Here is a 17,903-nt window from a genome sequence, read left to right as displayed (position 1 = left end):
TCCCCTCTCTGTCGGTGCCTGAACTGGACTTGCACCGGGACGGTACTTACATAGGGTTTAAGAGCAAAGAAACAAACCGCACCGTCAGATTTGAGGCATTCCACATGACCAATCCGCTGATCCAGTTGCTTGTGCTGGCCGCGATCGCGATCTTCCTGATCTTGCGGCTTCGCAATGTGCTGGGAACGCGTGACGGATTCGAGCCGCCCCAGGAAGAAGCCCCTGTGGCAAAACGTCGCTTCGAGGTGATCGAGGGCAGCGCGGATGAGGTCGATCACGACATCGTCGAGCTTGTCGATGCCGACAGCCCGGCCGCCACGGCGCTGGCCGCCATGAAACGTGCCGAGCCCTCTTTCGGTGTGCATGATTTCCTGACCGGTGCCAAATCGGCCTATGAGATGATCCTGATGGCGTTCGAAAACGGCGATCTCAGCGATGTTCGTCCTTTCCTGGCAGAACCCGTCGCGGATGCGTTCCAATCGGTCATCGACCACCGCAAGGCGCAGGGCTACAGCGTTCAGGCGCAGTTTCTGGGGGTGCGCGAGACGACTCTGGCCAGCGCCGAATTCGACGCGCAGTCGGGTCTTGCCGAGGTGTCGGTGCGCTTCGTTGGCGAGCTGATCGCCGCGACACGGGACGCCGAAGGCAATGTCGTCGATGGCGACCCCAAGACATCGCGCAAGCAGCGTGACGTCTGGACCTTCGCGCGGCGCATGGGGCAGGACGATCCGAACTGGCAGCTGGTCGCGACCGGCTGATGGCCCGGCGTCGGCGGGGCTTGACCCCTGAAGAACGCGAGCTTTGGTCAAGGGTGGCGCGCAGCGCGACCCCTCTGCCCTCGAAAAGCCAGCAACCGGAGGAAGGGGGCGCGCAGGATGCGCCCCCAGTGATTCCGCGCGCAGGCAGCAAGGCAAAGGCCGAGGCGGCCCTGATGCGTGCCGAACTGTCGAAATTCCGTCTTGGACAGCATGCCCCGGGCCCGACGGGAACATTCCAGCGCGAAGCCAGCCCTGCCGAGCGTTTGCGCAGCGCGCCCCTGCGCATGGACCACAAGACCCATCGCAAGATGTCGCAGGGCAAGATCGCCCCGCAGGCGCGACTTGACCTGCATGGGCTGACGCTGAGCGCTGCCCACCCCGAACTGATCCAGTTCATCCTCGGTTGTCATGCGAACGCTCTGCGGCTGGTGCTGGTCATCACCGGCAAGGGGCGGGGCGATCATGGTCCCTTGCCCACGCGCCCGGGGGCCTTGCGTCATCAGGTGCCCTACTGGCTGCACAGCCCGCCTCTGAACGCGGTCGTGCAGCAGGTCAGCGCTGCACATTACCGGCATGGCGGCGAGGGCGCATATTACGTCTATCTGCGGCGCAGCGGCATCAGGTAGCGCCGCTGCAACTGTTCAGGCGCGGTTGCCTCTGGGGCCGGCGAAATACCAGATCAGCAGTCCCAGGACCGGCAGAACGGCGATCAGGACAATCCACAGCAACTTGGTGCCGGCGGTCTCATTCGTGTTGATGACCGTGGCGATTGCCCAGACATCCAGAACAAAGATGATGATCCCGAAGATATATTCCATGGCCGCTTTCCCTGTTGGTGGTCCAGAGATGAACACCCCAGACCACCAAGCGGTTCCTACAGAACGTAGCGGGACAGGTCGGCCGACCGCGACAGATCGCCGACATAGCGTTCGACAAAGGCTGCATCGACATCGACCTGTGTTCCGCCTTGATCGGGCGCATCGAAGGACAGTTCCTCGAAAACGCGTTCGATCACGGTATACAGGCGACGTGCGCCGATGTTTTCAACCGTGCCATTCACCTCGGCGGCAATGCGCGCCAGGGCCGAGATGCCGTCCTCGGTAAAGTTGACGGTGACATTCTCGGTGGCCATCAGCGCGGTATACTGGCGCGTCAGGGCGTTGTCGGTTTCGGTCAGGATGCGCACGAAATCGCCTTCGGTCAGGGCGCGGAGTTCGACCCGGATGGGCAGACGACCCTGAAGCTCGGGCAGCAGGTCCGAGGGTTTCGAGACATGGAAGGCGCCCGAGGCGATGAACAGGATATGGTCGGTTTTCAGCGGGCCATATTTGGTGCTGACGGTAGTGCCCTCGATCAGCGGCAACAGGTCGCGCTGAACGCCTTCGCGGCTGACATCGCCGCCCCGGGCGTCGGAGCGCGCACAGACCTTGTCGATCTCGTCGATGAAGACGATGCCGTTTTCCTGCACCGATTCCAGTGCGGCCGCCTTGACGGCCTCGTCATCCAGCAGCTTGTCGGCCTCTTCGGCGATCAGCAGGTCATAGCTTTCGGCAACGGTGACCTTGCGGCGCACGCGGCGACCGCCAAAGGCCTTCATCAGGCCCGACAGATCCATCATGCCGCCAAGGCTTGCGCCGGGCTGGCCGGGGATCTCCATGCCGCCAAGAGGGCTGGAGTTGTCCTGCAGTTCCAGTTCGATCTCGGTATCGTCCAGCTCGCCCCGTTTCAGCTTGTCACGGAACATCTGGCGTGTGGCATCGCGGGCGCCATCGCCGGCCAGCGCGTCGATCACGCGTTCCTGCGCAGAGTCATGGGCGCGGGATTTCACTTCTTCGCGCATGCGTTCGCGGGTGTCGATCACGGCGGCATCGACCAGATCGCGAATGATCTGTTCGACATCGCGCCCGACATAGCCGACCTCGGTGAACTTGGTGGCCTCGACCTTGATGAAGGGCGCATTGGCCAGGCGGGCCAGGCGGCGGCTGATCTCGGTCTTGCCGACGCCGGTCGGCCCGATCATCAGGATGTTCTTGGGATAGACTTCGTTGCGCAGGTCATCGCCCAGTTGCTTGCGCCGCCAGCGATTGCGCAGGGCGACGGCGACGGCGCGTTTCGCCTCTTTCTGGCCGATGATGAAGCGGTCCAGTTCGGATACGATTTCGCGCGGGGTCAGGTCGGTCATGATATGCCTCGGGTTGGCTGTCGTCAGTGTCGAAGAAGGGCGGGCGCCGCGGGTCTAGCGCGCCAGCGTTTCGACCTTCAGGTTTCCATTGGTGTAGACGCAGATGTCTGCGGCAATGGCCATCGCCTTGCGGGCAATCGCCTCGGCATCCAGATCGGTTTCCAGCAGGCCGCGAGCCGCCGCCAGCGCGAAGTTTCCACCCGATCCGATCGCGGCGACATCATGTTCGGGTTCCAGCACATCGCCGGCCCCGGTGACGACATAGACCTGATCGCCATCGGTGACGATCAGCATGGCTTCCAGGTTGCGCAGATATTTGTCGGTGCGCCAATCCTTGGCCAGTTCGACACAGGCGCGTTGCAATTGCCCCGGCGCGGCTTCCAGCTTTTTTTCCAGTCGTTCCAGCAGGGTAAAGGCATCTGCGGTGGAACCTGCAAAGCCCACGATGACATCGCGTCCACCCGGCGAAAGGCGCCGGACCTTGCGTGCCGATCCTTTCATGACGGTCTGGCCGACGCTGACCTGACCGTCGCCGGCAACAACCACCTTGCCGCCGCGGCGCACCGCCAGAATTGTGGTGCCGTGCCAGCCGGGAAAAGAATCGTCCGCCATGAAGGGTCTCCGTCGCTTGTGCGTTTGGGGGTCAGATATGGATAGGCTTGCGGTTGCGCAACCCGTCAAACTGCCCGCTGCAGGGGCATCGGGTCGCTGCAGGCTGCCGGGTTGCCCTGAAAACCGCCCTGTCATGCAAAACGCCGCGACCCTTGTGGTCGCGGCGTCGGGAAATTGTCGTCAACGCCGATCAGACGGATTCGTCGATCCAGCTTTTCAGCGCGGCTTTGGGCGCTGCGCCCATGCGGTTCGAGATCACTTCGCCGTCCTTGAACATGAACAGCGCCGGAATGCCGCGCACGCCCAGAGCCGCTGCCTGTTCGGGGTTTTCGTCGACATTGACCTTCACCACTTTCACCTTGCCCGCATATTCATCGGACAGTTCTTCCAGAGCCGGTCCGATCTGTTTGCAGGGCCCGCACCACTCTGCCCAGAAATCGACGATGACCGGGGTATCGGCTTTGCGGACTTCGGTGTCGAAATCGGCGTCATTCACATGCACGGTTGCCATGCTTCAAGCTCCTTGCGAGGGCCGGTCGTGACAAGGCCGGCGGGATGGGTTCCCGACACAGCTATGAACGCAGACGCGCCGGGTCAAGTGCAGCCAGCGCGTCATCCATCAACCCGTCGGGAATGTTCATCAGTTGACGCGATGCCGTCCACAGCACCGAAACGCGCAGCTCATGACCCGGATAGATCAGTCGCAGCGCATCGCGATAGGCCGCCATTTGTCGCAGCACGCCTTCGGGCGTGGCCTCGGGACGGTCGGGAACCAGGCTGTTGGACTTGTAGTCAATGGCATGAACTTGCCCCGCTGTGACCACCAGACGGTCGATGGTGCCATGCAGCAGGCCGATTGCCGGCAGGGTCGCGGTCAGTTCCACCTCGCGCAGGATCCTGGCCTCGGGGGGCGGGGTCATGACCTCGGACAGTTCGGGTGCATGGATCAATGCTTCGGCTTCGCCCAGCAGCCAGTCCAGTTCATCGGCATCGGGCAGCCCGCCTTCCGCCCCCGCAAGCGCGGACAGTGCCAGATCGGGCCATTCTTCCCTTGCCGTACCGGGCAGATGTTCCAGCAACAGATGCAGCCGCGTGCCGCGCAACATTGCGGCCACCGGATCGGCGTCCTCGATGGGAGCGCCAATCACCTTGGCGCCACCCAGGCCCGTTGCGGTCACGGGCAGGATGCGTTCGGGCGGGGGCGGCGCGGGCAGTCTGGTCCAGTCGGGCAGGGTCACATCGGGAAGGGGCGCAGGTCTGGCCTCTTCCACCGGATCCGAGGGCCAGTCGCCATAGGACAGCCGCAGGCCGGTGCCGATGCCCTCGATCTCGATATTGCTGCGGATCAGGTCGCTGCGTGCGGGGCCGGCGGCGATCATGCTGTGCCAGCTTTCCAGACCGTCGCCGGTTTCTCCGGCCGCCGCCACGATCAGCCAGCTTTCGGCCCGCGTCAGTGCCACATAGAGCAGGCGGCGGCGCTCCTGTTCCTGCCGCAGGGCCAGTTCTGCTACCGCTTCGGCGACCACGTCGGGCCGTTCACCCGAGCTGCCGCGCCATGTGGGCATATTCCCGATCCGCACGGTGCGGGCGCGGCTGTCGGGGCGGCGTTTCTTGGTTTCGGGCAGGATGACGACCGGGCTTTCCAGCCCCTTGGAGCCATGCACCGTCATGATGCGGATCAACCCGCCTTCACCGCCCGGCAATTGCCGTTTGACCTCGACATCATCACTGGACAGCCAGACCAGAAAACCGGTCAGGGACGGGGTTTCGACACTCTCATAGGCAAGTGCCTGTGACAGCAGTTCGTCAATGCCATCTTCTGCCTCGCTGCCCAGCCGCGCCAGCAGGGCCGCCCTGCCGCCATGGCGTGTCAGCAACCGCGAAATCAGATCATAGGGCCGCATGAAATCGGCCTGATCCATCAGATCGCCCAGCATGTCGCGCACCCGTTGGTGCTCGGAATTGCGCAGGCGCTGGATCAGAAAGGCCTTGCCGCGCCCCGAGGCCAGACGGAACAGCTCGTCTTCGGTCAGACCGAATAGCGGTGATCGCAGCGCGGCGGCCAGCGACAGGTCGTCCTCGGGCGTGGCCAGAACCGACAGGGTCGCGGTGATGTCGCGCACTGCCAGTTCTGCCGCCAGCTTCAGCCGGTCGGCCCCCGCCACGGGCAGATCGGCGGCCTTGCATTCGCGCAGCAGGTCGTCAAACAGGCCGGCACGCCTTTGAACCAGAATCTGGATATCGCCCGGTGTGATATTGCGCACCCGGTTCGATTTCGGGTCAAGGAAGGGCGTGCCGATCATCTCCTTGATCTGCGCGGCAATAGCACGGGCCAATACCGTATCGGCGGCATTCTCGGCCGGCGCATCCACGGGCGCGGTCCAATCGGTGGCCTCGGGCTTTTCGGGCTCGGGCAGGGGCGGCCAGATATCCACCCGGCCAGGCAACTTGTCGCGAAAGGCGATATGGCGAGGTGGTTCGCCCAGCCCCTCGGCGGCCTCGTCCTGAAAGACCGCATCGACCAGCGAAAGCACTGCGGGCGACGAACGGAAGCTGTGGGCCAGCCCGCGCCGCTGCATCGGGCGCTGGACGGCGTCGAAGTCATGGGCAAAGCGCTCGCGCATCTCTTCGAAGACGGCGATATCCGCGCCCTGGAAGGAGTAGATCGACTGCTTGGGATCGCCCACGACGAACAATGTGCGGTTGCGGTCCTGCGCGCCCATGCCGCTGGTGAATTCATCGGTCAGACTGCGGATCACCCGCCATTGCGCCGGGCTGGTGTCCTGGGCCTCATCGACAAGAATATGGTCGATACCGCCATCCAGCCGCCACAGCACCCATTGCGCCATGCTGGATTCCTGCAGCAATCGTGCCGTGTGCAGGATCAGGTCGTCGAAATCCAGCCAGCCATGCGCCGCCTTGCGTTGCGCCATGCGCCGGGTGAATTCATGGCCAAAGCGGTGCAGGGCCAGCGTCTTTTGTGCCAGATTCAGCCCCAGTGCCAAGGGCCGTGCCTCTTGCACCCGCAGCATCAGATCCTCCAGTTCGGGCATGAAGGGGGCGCAGGCACCGGTCTGCAGCGCTTTGGTGGGCAATTTGCCGATCTTGGCGGAAAAGGGTTCCTTGGCCTTTTCGCCGGTCAGCAGGGCGCCGATCAGGATATGCAGCTCTGCCAGACCCGGATCGCGCCAGTTCCCCTGGCGCAGCTTGTCGGCCAGCTTGGCATCCGTGCTGGAACCCTTGGCAAAACTCGGGATCAGCGCATCGAACAGATCGCCCTCATTTCCATCGAAAACCTGTCCCAGCAGGCTGTCCGTATCCAGACCGGCGGGCAGGCCCAAGACGGTCCAGATTGCATCACGGTCTGCGGGTTCGGCAAAATCGGCCTCGGACAGACCGGCCAGGAAACCGTCAAGATTGTCACCACCATGCAGCGAGGTCAGATCGCGGATGGCAGGATGGGCGTCTTCGGCCATTTCCTCGACGATTTCGGCGCGCAATGTGCGGGCGCTGCGGTCATCCATTTCCGAAAAGCCCATCGGAACCCCGGCTTCCAGCGGAAAGCGCCGCAGCAACGCTGCGCAGAAGCTGTGGATGGTCTGAACCTTCAGTCCACCGGGGGTTTCGATGGCGCGGGCGAACAGGCGGCGGGCCTCGGCCAGATCGGGGGCATGGACCTCGCCCAGATCATGCAGTTCCGCGCGCAGCTTGTCCTCGGGCAGCATGGCCCATTTTCCCAGTCGCTGCAGAAGCCGGTTCTGCATCTCGGTCGCGGCGGCCTTGGTATAGGTCAGGCAGAGAATCCGCTCGGGCGGGCTGCCCGCCAGCAGCAGCCGTGCCACGCGATCGGTCAGAACCCGGGTCTTGCCGGATCCCGCATTGGCCGTCAGCCATGTGGAGCGCCCCGGATCGGCGGCGGCAATCTGGTTCAGCGTTGCATCATTCGTCATGGCCGACCTTTTCTGGCACCGTGGGATCGGCCAGCGTCCATTCGCCCAGTCGGGCCAGGTGATCATAGTCGCCCGCATGGCTTGTCTTGACGGGCGCGCGCTTGGCGCTGAAGCCTGCTTCTCCGGTCAGATAGGCGGCGATCAGGCGCAGGAAACCGTTCCAGTTCTCGGCCTCGAATTCGGGGGAATAATTGCGCGCATGGGTTTTGCCATCGCCGCCCAGCTGAATATAGCGGATGCCGGCCACATCCACCGGCCCCAGATCGGCAAAGCCGCCCCGGCGCGCCATGGCGGCCTCGAGGATCAGCTGTTTGTCGAAATGCTCGATCTGGGCATCGGTGGGCGGGCTGCCGGATTTGTAGTCATAGATCATCGCCTGCCCGTCATTGAGCAGGTCGATCCGGTCCGGTTTCGCGGTCAGCCTGAACTCCATCCCCGGCGTGGTGATCGCGCCGCGCGCCTCGACCACATGGGGGTGGCCCTGTGCCAGCCGGTCCAGTTCATCGCTGACGATCTGATCGGCGATCCGTTCGATCCGCGCCTGCCAGAAGGCCCGTGCCGAGGGCCAGGGCACATCCTCGGCAAGGACCTCGGCGGTGATCCGCAGAAGGTCCGCCTTCAGCCGTTCAGGCGGGGTGTCCGCATCGGGCTTGGCCTTCAGCAGCTTCTCGACGATCTTGTGCAGGGTCTGGCCACGCAGCGATGGATCGGGTTCGGGACGCAGCGGGTTCAGCGGTCGCAGCCCCAGAACGCGCTTGGCATAGACCGCATAGGGGTCGCGGATCAGCAGCGAGACATCGGTGACCGGCAACTCGTGAAACGGCGGCGCCGGGGGGATCGGAGAGGGTCGCCGCGCTGGCGCAACCGTCTTGTCGGGGCGCGAAAGGCGCTCGGCCAGGGTCAGCCAGTGATTGCCTCGGTCGCGCATTTGCTGCAGGGCTTGCGGACCATTGCGTTCGGGCAGGCCGGCCATCAGGTTGGTCAGCCGGTTCAGCCAGCGTGAAGGAATGGTCTCGGCCTCGGCATCGCGCCGCGCGCGGGTCAGGATGACCTGTGCGGCACCGATGGCCTGTTGGAAGTCATGCGCGGCCAGCCCGATCAGCCGTTCCGGCGAGGTCAGCCCCGCCTGACTGCGCATTTGCCGCGACAGCCATGGATCGGGGCTGAGGGCGCGCGGCCAGCCGCCTTCGTTCAGCCCCGACAGGATGACCAGATCATCGTTGACGATGCGTGCCTCGCGCGGGCCGCGGATCTTCAGCAGCGGGTGGTAATCGGCCTCGGTCCGGTCGGACAGTTCCTGCATCTCGCCCAGCAGCAGCGAGGCGAAATCGCCCGGACTCAGATCGGGACCGTTTCCGGCATGGGTTTGCAGATGTTCCAGACAGATCCGCGCAAGCTGCCCCGGCTTCTTCTTCCACAGTTCCGAGGCTTCGTGATCGCCCTGTGGACCGGCGGCCAGATCCTGCGCGATATTGCACAGATCGGACAGTCGGTCGGGGATCGGACGGCGGGCCGTGTCATTTTCATGGGATTTGATCCGCGCGATCAAGCCCGCCACCCATTCGGCCCAGATCTTGCGGGTCTGGTCGGCCTTGCTGCCCCAGTCCAGCAGATGCTCGGGGTCGGGAAAGCTGGGGCCCTTGGCGCGCAGCTGCAGCTCCAGATCGCGGGCCTGTTTGCGGGCCTCGCGACTTTCGATGAGTTGCGATCCGGTGGCGGTCAGCGGGTGCTTCAGCAGGATCAGCAGCCGGTCGATGGTCAGCGGCTGGCCGAACAGCTCGGCGATCTGGCGCAGGAACAACCCCGGCGCGGTCAGCGGCAGGGGGCGACCGGCGCTGTCATCGGCGCGCAACTGCCAGCGGTCCAGCGCCGCATTCACGCGCCGGATCAGCCCGCTGTCGGCGGCGATCAGGGTGACGGGCTGCTGACGTTGGGCTGCCTCGCGCATGACAAGGGCAATCGCCTCGGCCTCTTGTCCGGGCTGGTCTGCCTCGATCAGGGTGACATCGCGGGTCGCACCGATCAGGTCCGGCAGCTGCGGACCCTCGGCAATCCATTGATCGGTCACCGGCGCGGGCCGCAGGGCCAGCGACACCAGCGCATTGCGTTCGGGCGCGGGGGCCGGGCGGTCCGACCAGTTGCGCGGATATCCCAACGCCTCGATCAGAGGTGCATAGCGGGCCTGAGGGTGATCCTCGGCCCCGCTGATGATGCCGTCCCAGACCGAGGCGGGCTGATCATGGTCAAATCCGGGCAGGACCACCGCACCATTGGGCAGCCCGGCCACCGCCTGCATGAACATGCGGGTCGCGCCATGCGACCCGGTGGACCCGGCCACGATGATCGGATCCGTGGGCAGGTTTCGGCCTTCGGTCCAATCCGCGATCATGCTTTCCGCGGCAAGGCGTTGGCGCGCGGCGCGGTCGGGGGCATCGGTAGCCAGAAAGAAATCCGCCGCGATGCGCAGAAAGACCAGGGCATTCTGCCAGTGGCGGGCGTGATCGCCGGTGTCGATCGCCTCTAGCGCTTCGGGTCCGCAGCCTTCGGTCTGCATTTCGGTCATCAGATCGGTCAGAGAGCGCGCCAGTGCCGGAACAGAATGACCCGCGGCCAGATCGGGGCGGGCTTCCAGATACCGGGCGATCAGCCTTGCCAGTTCCAGCCGCCGCGCCAGCGGTGCCACCAGCGGTCCGGCCAGTTTTGCCGAGCCTGCACCCAGATCGGTTACGACCCGCATTTTGGGTAGAAGAAGCGGACCACGTCGATCAAAGGCCAGTTTCATTGCCGTCAGCGTGCGGCCCGAATTGGCATAGATCGTGACGCGGGCGATGTCCTCGGGCGGGTGGGCAGCCATTCTTTTCAGAAAGCCCGCGACGAATTCATCGGCGAAATCCACGCCCGGAGGCAGCGCGAAGAGACCGTTTTCCCACTCAGCCATTGGCCAGCATCGCCTCGGCCTGTTGAATGGCTTCGGGGCGCCCGACATCGCACCAGCCGCCGTCATGAATCAGGCCATAGGCCCTGCCATCAGCGATCAGCAGATCCCACAGCCGGTTCAGGGAAAACACCTTTTCGGGCAGTTCGGCCAGACGTTCGGGGCGGATGATCTGGGCACCGGCATAGACGAAATCGCCCTTGCGGCGGATGCGTCCCTGCGGGTCCATCGCGAAATCGCCGCCGCCGACCCGGGCGGTTGCATTCTTCAGCGGCACCAGGACCATAAGCGCGTCCATGCTGTCATCCCATGCCGCGATCAAGGCGGTCAGGGGATTGCTGCCCGACCAGACGACATCGGGGTTCAGGGTCGCCACCGGCCCCCTGCCCAGCAGCGGCAGGGCCTTGCGCAAGCCGCCACCGGTATCCAGCAGGCAGTCGCTTTCATCGCTGATGGCGATATCCGTTCCCGCCAGATGTGTCGCGATTTGCCCGGAAAGGTAGTGGCTGTTGACCACGATCCGGGTGACTCCGGCCTCGTGCCCCAGATCCAGCGCCCGGTCCAGCAGGCTTTGGCCGGCGACCTCGACCAGCGGTTTGGGCCGGTCGTTGGTCAGGGGCCGCATGCGCGTGCCCAATCCGGCGGCGAATATCATCAGGGGCGGGCGCATTGGCTGCGGATCCTTTCGATGGTGTCGCTGTCAGGGGCGGGCAGGCCATCCAGCAGCCGGGCCAGAGGTGCCAGTTCGGGATGGGCCAGATCGCGCTGCAGATGCGCCCAGACTCGGGGCATGAAATCCAGATAACGGGCTTTGCCATCGCGCAGGCACAGCCGGGCAAAAATTCCCATGATCCGCAGGTTCCTTTGCGCACCCAGCAGGGCATAGGCGGCGTGAAAGCGCGTGCTGTCCAGCCCGGTCGCGGCCAGATAGCGGGCGATGGCGCCGCTCTCGATCTCGGGGGCGACATCGCGGCGCGCGTCCTGCAGGGCCGAGACCAGATCATAGGCCGGATGGGTCGCGACCGCGTCCTGATAGTCGATCAGCCCAAGGGGCGCATCGTCGCGCCAGATCAGGTTCTCGGCATGGAAATCGCGCAGCGACAGTACCGGCTGCTGATCGGCGGCCAGTTCGGCATGCAGATCGGCGATGACCGATCCGATCTGCCGAGCCTGCGCGGTATCGCAGCCGGCGGCGCGGGGATACCATTGCGCGAAGATTCCGACCTGTTCGGCCAGCATCGCGCCATCCAGCGCTGGCACGAAAGGCGGCGGGGCGTGGCGGTGCAATGCAATCAGGAAATCGGTGATGCCGTCATAAATCCGGGTTGCCATGTCGGGGCGCTGCTGCAGCACCCGCGCGACCAGATCGTCGCCAAGATCCTCGACCAGCAGGAAACCCGCCGCGACATCGCGATACAACAATTCGGGCGCGCCGAAGCCACGTTCGCGAAACCAGTCCGTCATGGAGCAGAAGGGGGCGCAACTGCCATCCGGGTCATCCATCAGCACTGCAGCGCCCTGATCTGACCTGATGCGGAAAAATCGCCTTGCCGAGGCATCTGCGGCCAGGGGGCGAACCTGCGCCTCGCCTCGCCCTGCGGCGACCAGGAAACGCGCCGCCTCGGTCAGGCGTTCAATTCCATCTCCTATCAGGGTGATCCTGCGCAGATCGGGATCGTCGAGCGTTTCGAAGGCCAGGGTCCATGCATTTTCAGGCAGGAACTCCAGCCGGTCGGGCCATTCGATCAGGCAGATGGCATTGTCCTGTGCCTCTTCCAGCCCCAGCTCGTCCAGCTCGGAGGGGTCGGTCAGGCGATACAGATCGGCATGCCAGATCTCGGTGCCCATCGGGTCGTCATAGGTCTGGACCAGCGTATAGGTCGGACTGGGCACATCCTCGGCCAGATCGCCTTGACGGGCACGGATGAAGGCGCGGGCGAAATGCGTCTTTCCGGCCCCGACCGGCCCGTCCAGCAGGATGGACTGTCCCGGACGCGCGGTCACGGCCAGCAGGCGCGCCAGAAGGGCGGTGGTTGTCTCGTCGGCGATCAGGCAATTCGATGTCATGCCATGCTTCTATCCCGTTGGAGGCGGGGTGCAAATGATCTCTGTGATGCGCCGGGGCGAGCGGCGCGGCCGGCATGGGCACGCGCCGACAAGGGGCGGTCCGGTTCAGTTCAGGCCCAGCACATCGGACATGTCGTATTCGCCCGGCCCCTTGTCCTGCCCCCACAGCGCCGCGCGGATCGCGCCACGGGCAAAGATGGCGCGATCTGTCGCCAGGTGACGCAGCACCAACCTTTCGCCATCGGCGGCAAAGATCACGTCATGTTCGCCCACGACATCGCCGCCGCGAATGGCGGAAAAGCCGATGCTGCCCTGACGCCGCGCGCCGGTGATGCCTTCCCGCGCCGGGGTGCGCAGGTCGGCCAGTTCCGCGCCGCGCCCTTCGGCGGCGGCCTCGCCCAGCATCAGTGCGGTGCCCGAGGGGGCGTCGACCTTGTGGCGGTGATGGCTTTCGACCACCTCGATATCCCAGTCCTCGCCAAGCGCGGCGGCAACCTTGCGCGTCAGCCCCACCAGCAGATTGACACCAAGGCTCATGTTTCCGGCACGGATGATCGGGGCGTGGCGCGCGGCGGCGGCAACCCTTGCAAGATCGTCGGGCGACATGCCGGTGGTGCCGATTACATGCACCGCGCGGGCCTGAGCGGTAAGTTCCGCGAATGCGACCGTCGCGGCGGGTGCGGTGAAGTCGATCACCGCCTGCGCACGGGCGATGGTTTCGACCGCGTCATCGCTGACCGTGACGCCAACGGGGGCGCCGCCCATTGCTTCGCCAATGTCGCGCCCGATCCACTCGTGGCCAGGGCGTTCGAGAACGCCGGCCAGCCGCGCCTGATCGCTGTCCAGCAGCAGCCGAATCAGCATCTGCCCCATTTTGCCCGATCCGCCGGTCACGACGACGCCGGGCAGGTCGGTCGATGCGGTCTGTTCGAAATCACTCATGTGTCATCCCCAGTGCTTTCCTGCGTCATATCCCGTTGCGGTGTGGCTCGCGACCCCCTACATCGGGAACATGGCACAGAACCGTTATTCCACTGATCGAGGTCCCTCACAGCGCCAGCTGCGCGTGGGCGAGCTTATCCGTCGCACCTTGTCCGACGTGCTCTTGCGCGGCGATGTGCATGATCCTGACTTGAACCGCCATTCGATTACCGTGGGCGAGGTCCGGGCGTCGACCGACCTGAAGGTGGTCACGGCCTATGTCCTGCCACTTGGCGGAGAGGGGGCCGAGGAAGCCTTGCTGGCGCTGCGCCGCAATGCCGGAGAGCTGCGCCATCTGGTCTCCAAGGGGCTGACCCTGAAATATGCGCCGCAGCTGAAATTCCAGCTGGATGAGACCTTCGACCGTCTGGAGGATACGCGCCGCATGTTCGCCGACGAACGGGTGCGCCGCGATGTCGAACGCGCGGATGATCCCGATGGCGATGATCGCGATGATGCTTGAACTGCAACGCCAGCTTGGCGTTGCAATGGGCGCGGTCTTTGCACTGGCGCTGCCCGCCTCTTCGGATGGCTGCGCCAGGCTGGAGCATGGCGGGCAGGGCTATGTCGTCTGCGAAGTCAGCGCCGAAGAAGAACCGCGGCTGCGTCTGTGGCAAAGCGACGCCGAGGGGCGGCCGCTGAACAATTTCAACAATATCCGCAAGACGCTTGGCGGCGATGAAACGCTTGGCTTCGCGATGAATGCGGGGATGTTCCATCCCGATTACCGGCCCGTTGGCCTGTTGGTGATCGAGGGCGAGACGCTGTCCGACATCAACCTTGCTGCCGGCAGCGGAAATTTCGGCATGTTGCCCAATGGGGTGTTCTGCACCGGCGGCGACAGGCCCTTTCAGGTGATCGAAAGCCGCAGCTTTTCCCAGACCCGACCGCAATGCCGGTTGGCGACGCAATCGGGGCCGATGCTGGTGATCGACGGGGCGCTGCATCCGCGCTTTCTGGTCGATTCCGACAGCCGCTATATCCGCAACGGTGTGGGTGTTTCCCCTGATGGCGATACGGCATGGTTCGCGATATCGGACCGCCCGGTGACCTTTCACGAATTCGGGCGGCTGTTTCGTGACGGGCTGGGTGTGCAGAATGCGCTGTATTTCGATGGTTCGATCTCGCGCCTTTACGCGCCGGGGGTGAACCGTGCCGATTTCGGGCGTTCGCTGGGGCCGATCATCGGTCTGGTCGACAGCAACGGTTGACGCCTCTCGCAAGCGGGGCTATCCCCCGCTGCTTCGCATGCACAGAGGGTATCATGGCACGCAAAAAGGGTCGCGACATCACGGGCTGGCTGATCGTGGACAAGCCTGCGGGCATTACCTCGACATCCGTGGTCAACAAGGTGCGTTGGGCGCTGGACGCTAGGAAGGCCGGTCACGCCGGCACGCTGGACCCCGATGCGACCGGGGTTCTTGCGGTGGCACTGGGTGAGGCGACCAAGACGGTTGCAACCATCACCGATGCATTCAAATGCTATGATTTCCTTGTCACCTGGGGCGCGGAGACCACGACTGACGATGCCTCGGGCGAGGTGGTGCGCCAGTCGGATTCCCGTCCCTTGCGCGCGCAAGTCGAGGCCGCGCTGGGTGAATTTACCGGCGAGATCATGCAGGTTCCGCCACAGTTTTCCGCCGTCAGGGTCGATGGCGCGCGGGCCTATGATCTGGCCCGTGAGGGTGAAGAGCTTGAACTGGCGGCCCGGCCGCTCTGGGTCGAAAGCCTGACCCTGCTTGAGGCCGATGAACACAGCGCAAGGCTGGAAATGGTCTGCGGCAAGGGCGGCTATGTGCGCTCGATCGCGCGCGATCTGGGGCGCAAGCTGGGCTGCCTGGGCCATGTGGCACATCTGCGCAGAACCTGGTCCGGCCCCTTTGACGTCGAGGATGGTGTCAGGTTCGAGGATATCGACCGCGACCGGCAGGATTGGGTGGAAAGCCAGCTGTTGCCGCTGGAGACCGCGCTGGCAGATCTGCCGATGCTGCGGGCCACGCCCGACGGGGCGCGGCGTATCCGCAACGGCAACCCCGGCGAAGTGACCGGCGGCGCGGAATGGGGCGAACTGGTCTGGGTCGCGGATGCCGCTGGTCCGGTCTGTATCGGCCGTTACCAGGGCGGCATGGTTCAGCCCGAGCGCGTCTTCAACCTGTGACCTTCGGCCCTGTCCGCTAGCGCGGCTGGCCGGGCCGTCTGATTCCCAGAAAAGGACCCTCGCCCGCCGCGTCGATCCGGGCGATGGCTGCCTTGATGGGCTCGCGGATCACGGACATCTTCCATGCCGTGGCATGGATCATCATCTCTGGCGATATGGCCATTGCGACATGGCCGGGCCAGAACAGCAGATCGCCACGCTGGATATCGCTGACCTCGGGAAAGCTGTCGCGTTGCAGATCGCTGTCGCCGGGGCAGGGGATGCCGCAAGCGGTCAGCGCAGCCTGCGCAAGGCCCGAACAATCGATGCCCCAGTCGCTGTTGCCACCCCACAGATAGGGTGTGCCCAGAAAGACCTCGGCCACCGCGACGGGATCATCCTGGGGGCCGTCAGAAATATGTTGAAGCGGCACAAAGCCTCCGCCCGCAAGGGCGGCAAAGCGTCCTTCGATGGATGCCACTGACAGCCGCGCACCCAGAGAGAGCGCATGCAACTGATGCTGCTTCATGTCGGGGGCAGGGTAGACATGGGTGGCGGCGGCGATCACCTGATGGGTGATCGCGGGGCGCTGGTCGGTCAGGGCAGCGCTGCGCAGCCAGCCGCAATAGCCGTCGGGAACCGTCTGGACAAAGCTCCAGTCATCGCGTGTCTCGATCACCGTGACATCGGCGCCGAAATTCACCTGCCGGTCGCGTCCTCCGTCGGGGGCGGCCATCAGATCGGCCAGCGGCACCGCCACCCGCGCGGCGCGTCCGGGCGTATAGGCGGGACGATCCAGAATGCCGCGCAGGCTGTCCAGCGCGACGCGATCCGTGGCCGGGGTGATGCGGCGATCCAGGCTCATGGCAACATGTCCGGCAGCGCGGCAAGGATCGCCCTTGCGCCCTGACCGACGCCGCCCTTGGGCCGTCCGGGCGCGGCTGCGGGCTGCCAGCCATAGATGTCCAGGTGGACATAGCGTTGCGCGCCCTGTGCGAAGCGGCGCAGGAACAGCGCGGCGGTGATCGAGCCGGCCATCCCGCCCGAGGGTGCATTGTCCAGATCGGCGATCTGCGGTTCGATCATGGATTCATAGGCTGGCCAGAAGGGCATGCGCCACAGCGGGTCGCGTGCGGATTGCGCGCCCTGCGCCAAGGCCTGTGCCGTCCGTTCGTCATCGCAATAGAAGGGCGGGATATCGGGGCCAAGCGCCACACGGGCCGCGCCGGTCAAGGTGGCAAGCGAGATCATCAGATCGGGCTTTTCCTCGGCCCCAAGGGCCATGGCATCGGCCAGAACCAGCCGTCCTTCGGCGTCGGTATTGTTGACCTCGACCGTCAACCCGTTGCGGCCGGTCAGCACATCGCCGGGACGAAAGGCATTGCTGGCGATGCTGTTTTCGACTGCAGGGATCAGCACGCGGATGCGCCGCCCCTTGGCGGCACCGGTTTCGGCCAGCATTTTCAGCAGACCCAGGGCGTTTGCCGCACCGCCCATGTCCTTTTTCATCAACCCCATCGAGGAAGGCGGCTTGATGTCCAGGCCACCGGTGTCGAAACAGACGCCCTTGCCGACGATGGTCAGCATTGGCCCGCTGTCGCCCAGCCGGATGTCGACAAGCCGCGGGTCGTCTTCGGCCGCGCGCCCCACGGCATGAATCATCGGCAGGTTCTCGGCCAGAAGTTCGCCGCCCCGGATCACTGTCGTGGTGGCGCCAATGCCGTCGGCAATCTGGCGGGCGCGGGCCTCCAGCTCGGCAGGCCCCATGTCATTGGCGGGCGTGTTGATCAGATCTCGGGTCAGAAACTCGGCGGCGGCGATCTTTTGAATCCTCTCGGCGTCAACGCCCTGAGGGGCCACCAGGCGCGGACCGTCGGTCGCTTGACCCTTGTAGCGCGTGAAACGGTATTGTCCCAGCAGCCAGGCCAGTGCGGCCTCGCCGGGGTCGAAACCCTCGGGCATCGCGGCGATCTGCCAGACATGTGCCGGCAGCTTGCAGGCGTGCGCAAAGGCGAAGCGCTCGCGATTGGCACGAGAAGGTTCTCCCAGACCAAACAATGCCCCGCGAATTCCCCCCGCGCCGTCCGGGATCAGACAGATCTGTCCGGTGCTGGCCTCGAACCCACAAGCCGTCGGCCAGGCGGTGTCACCGATTTCCTGTGGCAGGGAATCGCCCTTCCAGAGAGGCCAGACGGGCAGGGCATCATCCGAATGCGGCGCGAATGTGGGGGTCATGGCTGGATCCTTGGCTGTGGTGGCGCGCAGAGTACAGGCTGCACCG

General features: G+C 64.9%; 16 protein-coding genes. 5 read left to right on the top strand and 11 right to left on the bottom strand.

What is annotated here, in order from left to right:
• The first annotated feature begins 104 nt into the window (after nt 1-104).
• Together JHW44_RS00710 and JHW44_RS00705 are read left to right on the top strand one after the other, a co-directional pair.
• Complete coding sequence (locus tag JHW44_RS00710; protein WP_089344778.1) at nt 105-758, top strand: Tim44/TimA family putative adaptor protein; 654 nt, start codon at nt 105-107, stop codon at nt 756-758.
• Entirely contained in the window at nt 758-1,384 is a 627-nt protein-coding gene (locus tag JHW44_RS00705; protein ID WP_089344777.1) for a Smr/MutS family protein, read from the top strand. The genes JHW44_RS00710 and JHW44_RS00705 overlap by 1 nt, the downstream gene beginning before the upstream one ends.
• 15 nt (nt 1,385-1,399) lie before the next feature.
• On the opposite strand, the gene JHW44_RS00700 is transcribed toward JHW44_RS00705, so the two are convergent.
• The 9 genes from JHW44_RS00700 to dapB form a co-directional block, all read right to left on the bottom strand.
• Nucleotides 1,400-1,576, bottom strand: a complete 177-nt coding sequence (locus JHW44_RS00700) for a PLD nuclease N-terminal domain-containing protein (RefSeq protein ID WP_089344776.1) — start codon at nt 1,574-1,576, stop codon at nt 1,400-1,402.
• Nucleotides 1,577-1,632: 56 nt separating this feature from the next.
• Nucleotides 1,633-2,940: an ATP-dependent protease ATPase subunit HslU gene (gene hslU, locus JHW44_RS00695; RefSeq protein ID WP_089344775.1), complete on the bottom strand. Its 1,308-nt coding sequence runs from the start codon at nt 2,938-2,940 to the stop codon at nt 1,633-1,635.
• 54 nt (nt 2,941-2,994) lie between these two features.
• A complete protein-coding gene (gene hslV, locus JHW44_RS00690) occupies nt 2,995-3,552 on the bottom strand; it encodes an ATP-dependent protease subunit HslV (protein ID WP_089344774.1) in 558 nt (185 codons plus the stop codon).
• Between the two features lie 190 nt (nt 3,553-3,742).
• Nucleotides 3,743-4,063, bottom strand: a complete 321-nt coding sequence (gene trxA, locus JHW44_RS00685) for a thioredoxin (protein WP_089344773.1) — start codon at nt 4,061-4,063, stop codon at nt 3,743-3,745.
• 61 nt (nt 4,064-4,124) lie between these two features.
• Nucleotides 4,125-7,502 (bottom strand): double-strand break repair helicase AddA, encoded by a 3,378-nt coding sequence (gene addA / locus JHW44_RS00680; RefSeq protein ID WP_089344772.1) that lies wholly within the window; start codon nt 7,500-7,502, stop codon nt 4,125-4,127.
• Nucleotides 7,492-10,440 (bottom strand): double-strand break repair protein AddB, encoded by a 2,949-nt coding sequence (gene addB, locus JHW44_RS00675; RefSeq protein ID WP_089344771.1) that lies wholly within the window; start codon nt 10,438-10,440, stop codon nt 7,492-7,494. The genes addA and addB overlap by 11 nt, the downstream gene beginning before the upstream one ends.
• Nucleotides 10,433-11,107: a nucleotidyltransferase family protein gene (locus tag JHW44_RS00670; protein WP_089344770.1), complete on the bottom strand. Its 675-nt coding sequence runs from the start codon at nt 11,105-11,107 to the stop codon at nt 10,433-10,435. The genes addB and JHW44_RS00670 overlap by 8 nt, the downstream gene beginning before the upstream one ends.
• Nucleotides 11,092-12,504, bottom strand: coding sequence for a tRNA (adenosine(37)-N6)-threonylcarbamoyltransferase complex ATPase subunit type 1 TsaE (tsaE, locus tag JHW44_RS20440; RefSeq protein WP_089344769.1), 1,413 nt, complete (start codon nt 12,502-12,504; stop codon nt 11,092-11,094). Before tsaE ends, JHW44_RS00670 begins: the two co-directional genes overlap by 16 nt.
• A gap of 105 nt (nt 12,505-12,609) precedes the next feature.
• The gene (gene dapB / locus JHW44_RS00655; protein WP_089344768.1) at nt 12,610-13,446 is read right to left on the bottom strand and encodes a 4-hydroxy-tetrahydrodipicolinate reductase; all 837 of its coding nucleotides are present in this window, start codon (nt 13,444-13,446) and stop codon (nt 12,610-12,612) included.
• Nucleotides 13,447-13,516: 70 nt separating this feature from the next.
• Between dapB and rbfA the strand changes: the two genes are divergently transcribed.
• From rbfA to truB, 3 genes are read left to right on the top strand one after another with little or no spacing between them, the layout of a single operon-like run.
• A complete protein-coding gene (rbfA, locus tag JHW44_RS00650) occupies nt 13,517-13,948 on the top strand; it encodes a 30S ribosome-binding factor RbfA (protein WP_179217737.1) in 432 nt (143 codons plus the stop codon).
• Complete coding sequence (locus JHW44_RS00645) at nt 13,938-14,696, top strand: phosphodiester glycosidase family protein (protein WP_089344895.1); 759 nt, start codon at nt 13,938-13,940, stop codon at nt 14,694-14,696. Before rbfA ends, JHW44_RS00645 begins: the two co-directional genes overlap by 11 nt.
• A 53-nt stretch (nt 14,697-14,749) precedes the next feature.
• Nucleotides 14,750-15,643 carry a tRNA pseudouridine(55) synthase TruB gene (gene truB, locus JHW44_RS00640; protein ID WP_089344767.1) on the top strand — a complete coding sequence of 298 codons (894 nt, stop codon included), beginning with the start codon at nt 14,750-14,752 and terminating at the stop codon, nt 15,641-15,643.
• Nucleotides 15,644-15,659: 16 nt separating this feature from the next.
• Here the strand turns inward: truB and JHW44_RS00635 are convergent, their stop codons facing one another.
• Both JHW44_RS00635 and JHW44_RS00630 read right to left on the bottom strand, forming a co-directional pair.
• Nucleotides 15,660-16,487 (bottom strand): C40 family peptidase, encoded by an 828-nt coding sequence (locus tag JHW44_RS00635; RefSeq protein WP_089344766.1) that lies wholly within the window; start codon nt 16,485-16,487, stop codon nt 15,660-15,662.
• A complete protein-coding gene (locus JHW44_RS00630) occupies nt 16,484-17,857 on the bottom strand; it encodes a leucyl aminopeptidase family protein (RefSeq protein ID WP_089344765.1) in 1,374 nt (457 codons plus the stop codon). The genes JHW44_RS00635 and JHW44_RS00630 overlap by 4 nt, the downstream gene beginning before the upstream one ends.
• Between the last annotated feature and the right edge of the window lie 46 nt (nt 17,858-17,903).

It is taken from the genome of Paracoccus seriniphilus, assembly GCF_028553745.1.
GTDB classification, from domain to species: domain Bacteria; phylum Pseudomonadota; class Alphaproteobacteria; order Rhodobacterales; family Rhodobacteraceae; genus Paracoccus; species Paracoccus seriniphilus.
The sequence above is the reverse complement of the archived record's forward strand: the minus strand, read 5'-3'. Positions and strand labels throughout refer to the sequence as shown.